Source organism: Halanaerobium congolense, from assembly GCF_004366375.1.
GTDB lineage: Bacteria > Bacillota > Halanaerobiia > Halanaerobiales > Halanaerobiaceae > Halanaerobium > Halanaerobium congolense.
Genome location: NZ_SOEF01000058.1, coordinates 1 through 7618, shown reverse-complemented (window position 1 = coordinate 7618; position 7618 = coordinate 1). Strand labels below are relative to the sequence as shown.

Below are 7618 nucleotides of genomic sequence, written 5' to 3'. Positions count from 1 at the left end.
CTGCTTAAAACAGTAAAATCACATTACTTAAATTCTGCTAAATATTGAAATTTCAAGGTGCAAAAGGGTTATTTATGTGCGAAGTTTGAGTTAATAACATAATAGTTTCTCTACAGTCCATTTCTTTCAGTATTTAAAATATCAGCTTTTCTTTGCCTATGAAAAAAGACATTTTTGACCTCCAATCTTGAAATACATCACTGTATCTGAATAATACGATATAATGAATGAAATATCAAGCTATTTTAAGAATTATGGCTCTTTAATAGAGTTTTAATCAGTAAACTTTGCCAGAACCCCCATCAATTCATCGATTACCTCATCATCCTAGTGTACAAAATATATCTTCTTATTTTTTAGTTTTCTAAAAACAGTTTCAACAACTAAAGTAAATATTATTCTATATTTTAGATTTAGTCACTTATTCTTTTTGTTTTTAGCTACAGTAGCTAATTCTTCCAATGGAGTCTACCTTCCGAGTTTAAATATTATACCCCTGCCATGTATATTTAGATTAAAATTTTTAACCTTATACATCTTTAATATACTTATAATCAGCTTTTTTAACACTACTTTAAATTCGAATTCTGTTACCTCTTTTTCTAACTCTACAACCGCCTCACATTTTTCAGAATCAGCTTTTACAGATACAATACAATCAATTTTTTCTAATTCTTCTTTAGTATTCATTTCATAGTGTTCACATGGCATTCCTTCTATAATAATTGTCTTTTTCATATTTTTACAACTCCTGTTATATACACTATACATGTAGACGGTATAATTTATGATAGCATTACCTAGTGTTTTTGTCAAGATTAGATTATTTTTTGAGTTCTATCTCTTTGACAATATCAGACATAAGGTCATTGACTTCAACCGGTTCAAGTCCGGCTTTTTTTATATTTTCTATAGTTCTACGATTAATATTTGCTCCCCAGGTGTAGAGGCTAACCCAGTTAAACAGGTCCATCATTTTACCCATAAATTTATTCTGACTGCGCATATGCTCCAGCATAATTATTCTGCCATCTTCTTTAAGCACCCTTTTTAATTCCTCTAGTCCTTTTATCGGGTCAGGCACCGAACAGAATACACAGCTAGTTACAATAAGGTCAAAATAGTTATCCTCAAAATCTAGATTTTGAATATCCATTTCTAGTAATTTTGCCTCTTTATTTTGTTTTTTTAATTTTTTCTCTGCTTTTGAAATCATTTTTGGGCTGAAATCTATACCATAAATTTCAATCCCATTCGGATAATATGCAATATTTTTACCTGTTCCAACTCCTGCCTCAAGTAAAGCCATACTCTCTTTATCTATTTTCTTTTTAACCTTCTGCCATAGTTTCTGCCTCCAGTCTTTCATTTTTCCTTTTTCCATTAGATATTCTAAAGAGTCATAGACTGGGGCAATCCGATCATAGCGTTTTTTAATTTTTTCTTTTTTTACTCATAATTAAAACTCCTTATAAAGGTACTAACTAACTATATCAAATACTATAAAATCTAAATAATATCTATTGCTTATCTTATCACTATTATTTTTAAAAAAGACAGCACAGTCTATAAACCGAAAGGCTTTGACTATGCTGTCTTTAAATTCAAATTATTTATCTATTATTCTTAATTATCCAACACAGCCATAATATTTAAACTCAATTTCTAACTTCAATAATTTCTATTAAATTACCGTTCCAGTTATGAGCCCAGACTTCACCAGAATAGGCATTAACACTGACAAGACCTACAGGCTGGTTATTGTTTTCAACATAAAATGAATAATAACCTGAGAATTGATAGCCATTATCTTTAACTCTTAAACCGTTACTGCTGGCAAAGTCTCTAGCGTTTTCTAAAGCCTGTTCTCTATCAATTTGGGAGCGATTTGTTCTGTCATTCCAGCCCATCATAAAGGCCATTCCATAATTTCTATTCCACATCATATTTGGTCCATATTCGGGATAAACAACTCTGCGTACAGGATCAAACATTAGCGCAAAAGCTGCCTCCTTTTTATTTTCTTCTCTGACAACTAAATAATACGGGGAATTGCTGTAAGCTATCATATCTACTATTTGAAATTGGTCACCATAACGTTCTTTTAACAATTCTTGACTTAATTCAATAAGTTCTTCTCTTTCCATATTAGTGTTATTGGGGTTGTAATTTCTATTATTAACTCCGGGACCATAATCGTTCATAAACTGGTTATAATTGTTCATCATCCCAAAACGATCGTTTTGATCGCCATAATTATTGAAGCCCATCATTCCGTGACCCATCATAGCACCCATCATATTATTATACTGGTGGCCGATTGAGTTCCATTCATTATTGAAACCGCTGCTCATCATTCCAGATCCGTAGCCAGAACCGTTAGTTCCCATCATACCGGGACCATGGCTAAAGTTCTGGTTATTATTATTTCCATTATTATTTGTTCCTCCGTGAGCTCCACCGTGAGCCATTACTGCTGCTGAGAGAGTGAAAATCAAAGTTAGTGTCATTAAAACCGCAAAATACTTTTTATTAAACATTATTATCCTCCTTTATTTGATCTGCATCTTTTCTGCTTCTGCTTATTTTTTTGTTTAATAGTTTTAAGCAGTGTTTAAATCTATACTATTTTAAACTTTAGAAACAACTCTTTTAAGTCTGATAGACACCTCTTCTGCTATGGGTTTAAGCTGATCGTTATCAGTAATTCCAAGAGCCTTACTGGCATCAACAGCAGCAACAATTGTTTCTCCAGCATCATTCTCATAAACAATTACATTGCAGGGAAGAAGTAACCCTATTTCTGTTTCTTTTTTTAAAGCTTTAAAAGCAAAATTGGGATTACAGGCTCCCAGAATTTGATATCTATTAAAATCCTTATCTAGTTTTTCTCTGACAGTCTTTTTAACATCAATTTCTGTTAAAATTCCAAATCCTTCTTTCTTCAGCTCAGCTTTTAACTTTTCAATTGCCTCGTTAAAGTCCAGATCAACTTTTTTACTAAAACTATAATTACTCATAATGAGCCTCCTTCATTTTTTTAGATGTCTAAATTTTTTCAATTGATACTTATACAATGTAGGGGTATATAAACCTCAAAAAAATATTACTCTAAGTTTTTCTTTATTTCTTCAAATTCTTTTTTAGTTATTTCACCTTTCGCATATCGCTTTTTAGCAATTTTTAATGCTTGATCGTCATTATTAATGTCGATTATATTTTCTTGATTATGATTACTTCTATTAGAAAAATCTGATGGGTCTTTCCGGTGATTTGAACGATGCGAGTGCTGATTATAACCATAATTGTTAGGATGTTGATTGAGATATCCGCTTTCCCTTCCTAAGTAATAAATAACGGCTATAATTAAAATAACCCATAAAAACATCATATTTTAGCCTCCTTTAATTTTTTTCGATGATATTTAATAGATTTCCTTAACTGGTTAATTATATTATAATACCCAAATGTGAAGGAAATATGAATTTCATTAATTAATCAAAATACGTAGTAAGAGTATATAATTTTCAAAAATTTTAATTGTCTTTTTACACTAATTATAGAATAGCACTTCTCAACATCTATTATTAGTAAGTAGCTTACATTTAAACTGGTCATCTTAATTTAAAGCTGATCTTAATTAATAATATTTCAGAAAACTATCATTCTAAAATTTGAAGTGTATTTTTTTGGTTATAATAAAACCAAGCGGCAGCAGCAGAGCAAGTTGAATCACTGGAACTACAGCAATAGAAGTACCATAAACAAGAGGCATAGTTTCTTGATATCCCCAGCGTCCTAAATGTAAAGCATGAGCTTCAAAATAAAAAGCAATCAAAACTGAATATAAAGCAGAAATTACATAATCTTTTCTTTCCCAACTTTCAAGAAACCAGTTACTTCGGTGGTTTACAAATGCTAAAATTAGAAATAATCCTAAAGCAATAAAAACATCACCTATAGTTGCCTGGAACATTAATAACTGATGTTCAATAAAACTTTGGCCTTCCATTGTATAAAATAAACCACAGACAGAATATTCCCAAATGCTATGCAAGATAAGTTCTACAGCTGAAAAAATAAAAATTAATCTCAATGTTTTTTTCAAAGTTTATCCCTCCCACATTATTTTACTAATCAGTAATTAAATTTTATTATACCCCTGTTATTTATTACAGTTTAGCCACTAAATTTAATTCATTCCAATCAGCCACTGAACCAGCACATACTGCCAAATCTATTAATGCTTAAACTCAATACCTTACTTAAACTTAAATTCACATCAAATAACAACTCAATATATATTATAGATAATAAACATGAAAATTTATGTTTAATGTTTTACTAATAAAATTTAACTTAGTCAGGCAACATTATTGCTGACCATGGAACAAAATCCATTATTTATCTCTAATATCTTTACACCACTAAAATAATTCTTTTTTAATACTTGTAGTATAATATCAAAAAGCGACGGCTCTAAAAATAAAACCCCCAGAAAAGCTCCATTATTTACTGAACAAAATGAAGTTTCTCTGAGGGTAAATCATCTCAAATTTCTATTTTTTTTAATTACTTAGCTAATACAGGCAGTATAATTATCTAGATTCCATAGCCTCAGTTGGTTCTAATTTAGCTGCTTTCCTGGCCGGGATTATTGTTGAAATAGAAATCACAATTAGACCAAGAAAAAATGAAAAAACAGTGTTGCCTAAAGACGATCTCGGATAAATTGTCGAACTGTAAAGTACACTGGCATCAATACCACTAACAGCAGAGGCAAAGTCAATTCCTGTTTGAGCCAGATAGTTAAGCAGAAAACTGCCAATAACTGCTCCAAAAAGGCTGCCAATAAAGCCCATAATTGCTCCTTCAATTAAAAATAACTGAATGATGTTTTTCTTTTCCAGTCCCAGTGCTTCCATCATTCCAATTTCTTTTCTCCGCTCATTGACAATCATGATCATCGTGTTAACCACAACTATCGCAGCCAGACCAACCAGTAAAACGTAAATTGCATTATAAACATTTTTGGCCATATCCATATAACCGATCATTTCACTTGTTTCCCTAAAAGTTAGAGCCTCATATTTTGCTGCAGACTCATTCTGGGCGATTAATTCTTCTGTCTGCTTCAGGATTAAATCAGCAGAGTCTCTGTTTTCTCCAGCCAGAAGCAGCTCTGTAAGCTCTCCGTCCATATATAATAATCTCTGGGCTGTTTCAAGCGGCAGGTAAAAGACAATTTCATTTAAAAGCTGGAGACCACTTTCAATCCGGCCCACTATTTTAAAGGTGGCTCCCTGCAGTGAACTATAGGCTGTGTTATATAAAATTGTGACACTATCACCGACCTTACGATCTAATTCATTTAAGAGCTCTCTGCCCATATTAATTTCGCGGCTGCCGGCTTCAATCATTCTGCCCTCTGCTATATAATCTTCAATGGTTGTAAACTCTAATTCTTTTTCTGGTCTAACTCCCCAGCCGTTAAGGCTTACCAGTTCGCCACCATGACTAACTGTAGCCCCAAATTTAATTCTGGGAATAACATGTTCTACAATATCCAATTCTTCAAAATCAGCCAGCATCTGCTCTAAATTTCCGTCCTGCCAACCGTCTACCGGATAAATAAGCGGCGCATTCTTTTTTCTATTTGATACTCAGGAGCTGTAATTTTAACATGACCCGAATCAAAATAAATATTATCCCGATAAAGAGAATCAATCATTCCCAAAATAAAGCCTCTTGCCAGAACAACAATTATGATAGAAAAAGCAATAGCAAGAATAGAAATAAAAGTTCTCAATTTATGACGACTTAAATTTTTGAAAGCTATTTTGCTTAAAAATCTCATTTATACTCCCCCTAACGCCTTTCAATTGCATCTACAGGATCTTTTTTAGCTACCCAGTAAGCAGGAGGAATGCTTGCTATAAAAGAAACTAATAAAGCAAATAGAGCTACATCTATAAAAGCCCTCAGATTCCAGACCCCATATAATTTGCCGATGATAGGATACTGCTGGCAGATCCAGTATCTATCAGTACATTATCTAAACTTTTTTCTTTATCTCTATATTCAACTTTCATGGTTACAAAAGGTAAATTGTTAATTATTTTAAGATTTAAAGTCATATCCTAACACCTAACCACTTTCTTTCTTCTATTTCGAGATCTTCATTCTTAGTGTGAGCAACATAGAGTTCTCTTTCAGGATTCTTCTTGTGAAGTTCCCTATAAGCTTTCATCGCTTCCTCGCTATTATTAAATTTATCAAGAACAGCTATTTTATCAACAACTCGTTTTCCATGGTCTGAATGAGCTTCAATCGCTTCTAGTAGGATCCAACTATCAGGATATTCATCTCTAATATCTTTCCATTTCATTTTGAAATCATCCCCTTATTACTTTCTATTTCTATTATATCACAAAGCCATAGTTATAAAAACAAAAACCCCCAGAAAAGCTCCATCAATAACTGAACAAAATGAAGCCTCTCTGAGAGTAAATCATCTCCAATTGAGATGCTAATTTTATTCTATTTTCCACCGTGATTTCACCGCAGTGAGCCTCAGCCACCGTTAAATACCGCAGTGAAATATACAGTATTTTACAACTATATGGGATATTTCCAACACTAGGTTGCTGTTATGACAGGGATTATAAGAAAATCTAATAGCATAAGGAACTTCGACAAAACTCTCCGAAGCCTTGAGCGTAGGTTCGACTCCTACCGGGGGCACCATATATTATTTCTTGATAAAAAACAGTAAGATTTCAAGACTCAATTTTATTATCAATTATATTTCATGAAAGTTAAGATATCTTTTTTAAATCTTCTTTTGTCATCTTTTCAGTATAACTAAATATTTTATTCATTGCGTTAATGATATCCTTTAAAAACAAAAGATCTCTTCTCATTGGTATTTGACCCTCCTCGGGGCAAGCCCACGAGGATTCCTGCTTCTTAGAAGTGGTAATCCACCATCTCCACAGGCTTAAAATCCTGTTAGCCCAACAGTATATCCTCTAACTTGCCTTTTGTATTTTTAAACCTTCATCTAAGATGTTTTTGCTAGCATTAATATCTCTATCGTGTACTTTTCCACATTCAGGACATTTCCAGTTTCTTATTTTTAGATCTTTAACTTCTTTATTTTTATAGCCACAGTTATTACACAGCTGGCTGCTGGCAAAAAATGTGTCTATCTTAATCAAATCTCTTCCATACCATTTAGCTTTATAGGTTAATAATTCTATAAATTTACTCCAGCTAACATCAGATATTGATTTAGCTAAGTTAGAATTTTTAAGCATATTCTTTACTTCTAAAGTTTCAACTGCTATGAGTTGGTTTTCCTCAATTAATTTAGTTGAAAACTTATGAAGAAAGTCTAATCTAATATTAGCTATTTTTTCATGTACCTTAGCCAATTTCTTTTTAGTTTTATACCAATTATTAGAACCTTTTTCTCTTATAATTTTTTTGCTTGTCATGCTTTCACCTCCTCACTAATATTACGTTACGTCAAATCTAATAGTTTTTTTAAAAATATTAATAGTTATCATAATTGTCAGGTTAGGAATCTGTATAAAATGCAGGAATCCCTCCCCCT

General features: G+C 32.2%; 10 protein-coding genes and 1 pseudogene. All 11 read right to left on the bottom strand.

Annotated elements, in window-relative coordinates; translation table 11 throughout:
- Nucleotides 1-468 precede the first annotated feature (468 nt).
- Nucleotides 469-738, bottom strand: coding sequence for a hypothetical protein (locus tag C7954_RS13050; RefSeq protein WP_243833696.1), 270 nt, complete (start codon nucleotides 736-738; stop codon nucleotides 469-471).
- 85 nt (nucleotides 739-823) lie between these two features.
- Nucleotides 824-1438, bottom strand: a complete 615-nt coding sequence (locus C7954_RS13045; protein WP_134060264.1) for a class I SAM-dependent methyltransferase — start codon at nucleotides 1436-1438, stop codon at nucleotides 824-826.
- Nucleotides 1439-1658: 220 nt separating this feature from the next.
- Nucleotides 1659-2540, bottom strand: a complete 882-nt coding sequence (locus C7954_RS13040; RefSeq protein ID WP_134060262.1) for a hypothetical protein — start codon at nucleotides 2538-2540, stop codon at nucleotides 1659-1661.
- Nucleotides 2541-2630: 90 nt separating this feature from the next.
- A complete protein-coding gene (locus C7954_RS13035; RefSeq protein ID WP_134060260.1) occupies nucleotides 2631-3020 on the bottom strand; it encodes a DUF302 domain-containing protein in 390 nt (129 codons plus the stop codon).
- Between the two features lie 86 nt (nucleotides 3021-3106).
- Nucleotides 3107-3391 carry an SHOCT domain-containing protein gene (locus C7954_RS13030; protein WP_243833695.1) on the bottom strand — a complete coding sequence of 95 codons (285 nt, stop codon included), beginning with the start codon at nucleotides 3389-3391 and terminating at the stop codon, nucleotides 3107-3109.
- A 276-nt stretch (nucleotides 3392-3667) separates the two neighbouring features.
- The gene (locus tag C7954_RS13025) at nucleotides 3668-4108 is read right to left on the bottom strand and encodes a hypothetical protein (protein ID WP_134060258.1); all 441 of its coding nucleotides are present in this window, start codon (nucleotides 4106-4108) and stop codon (nucleotides 3668-3670) included.
- 490 nt (nucleotides 4109-4598) lie between these two features.
- A complete protein-coding gene (locus tag C7954_RS13020; protein ID WP_243833694.1) occupies nucleotides 4599-5591 on the bottom strand; it encodes an ABC transporter permease in 993 nt (330 codons plus the stop codon).
- Between the two features lie 29 nt (nucleotides 5592-5620).
- The gene (locus tag C7954_RS13970) at nucleotides 5621-5857 is read right to left on the bottom strand and encodes a hypothetical protein (RefSeq protein WP_243833693.1); all 237 of its coding nucleotides are present in this window, start codon (nucleotides 5855-5857) and stop codon (nucleotides 5621-5623) included.
- 124 nt (nucleotides 5858-5981) lie between these two features.
- Entirely contained in the window at nucleotides 5982-6137 is a 156-nt protein-coding gene (locus tag C7954_RS13755; RefSeq protein ID WP_166667732.1) for a hypothetical protein, read from the bottom strand.
- A complete protein-coding gene (locus C7954_RS13015) occupies nucleotides 6134-6388 on the bottom strand; it encodes a hypothetical protein (protein WP_134060256.1) in 255 nt (84 codons plus the stop codon). The genes C7954_RS13755 and C7954_RS13015 overlap by 4 nt, the downstream gene beginning before the upstream one ends.
- A gap of 643 nt (nucleotides 6389-7031) precedes the next feature.
- Nucleotides 7032-7478: pseudogene (locus tag C7954_RS13010) on the bottom strand (RNA-guided endonuclease TnpB family protein); the annotation flags it as partial.
- Nucleotides 7479-7618: the final 140 nt, after the last annotated feature.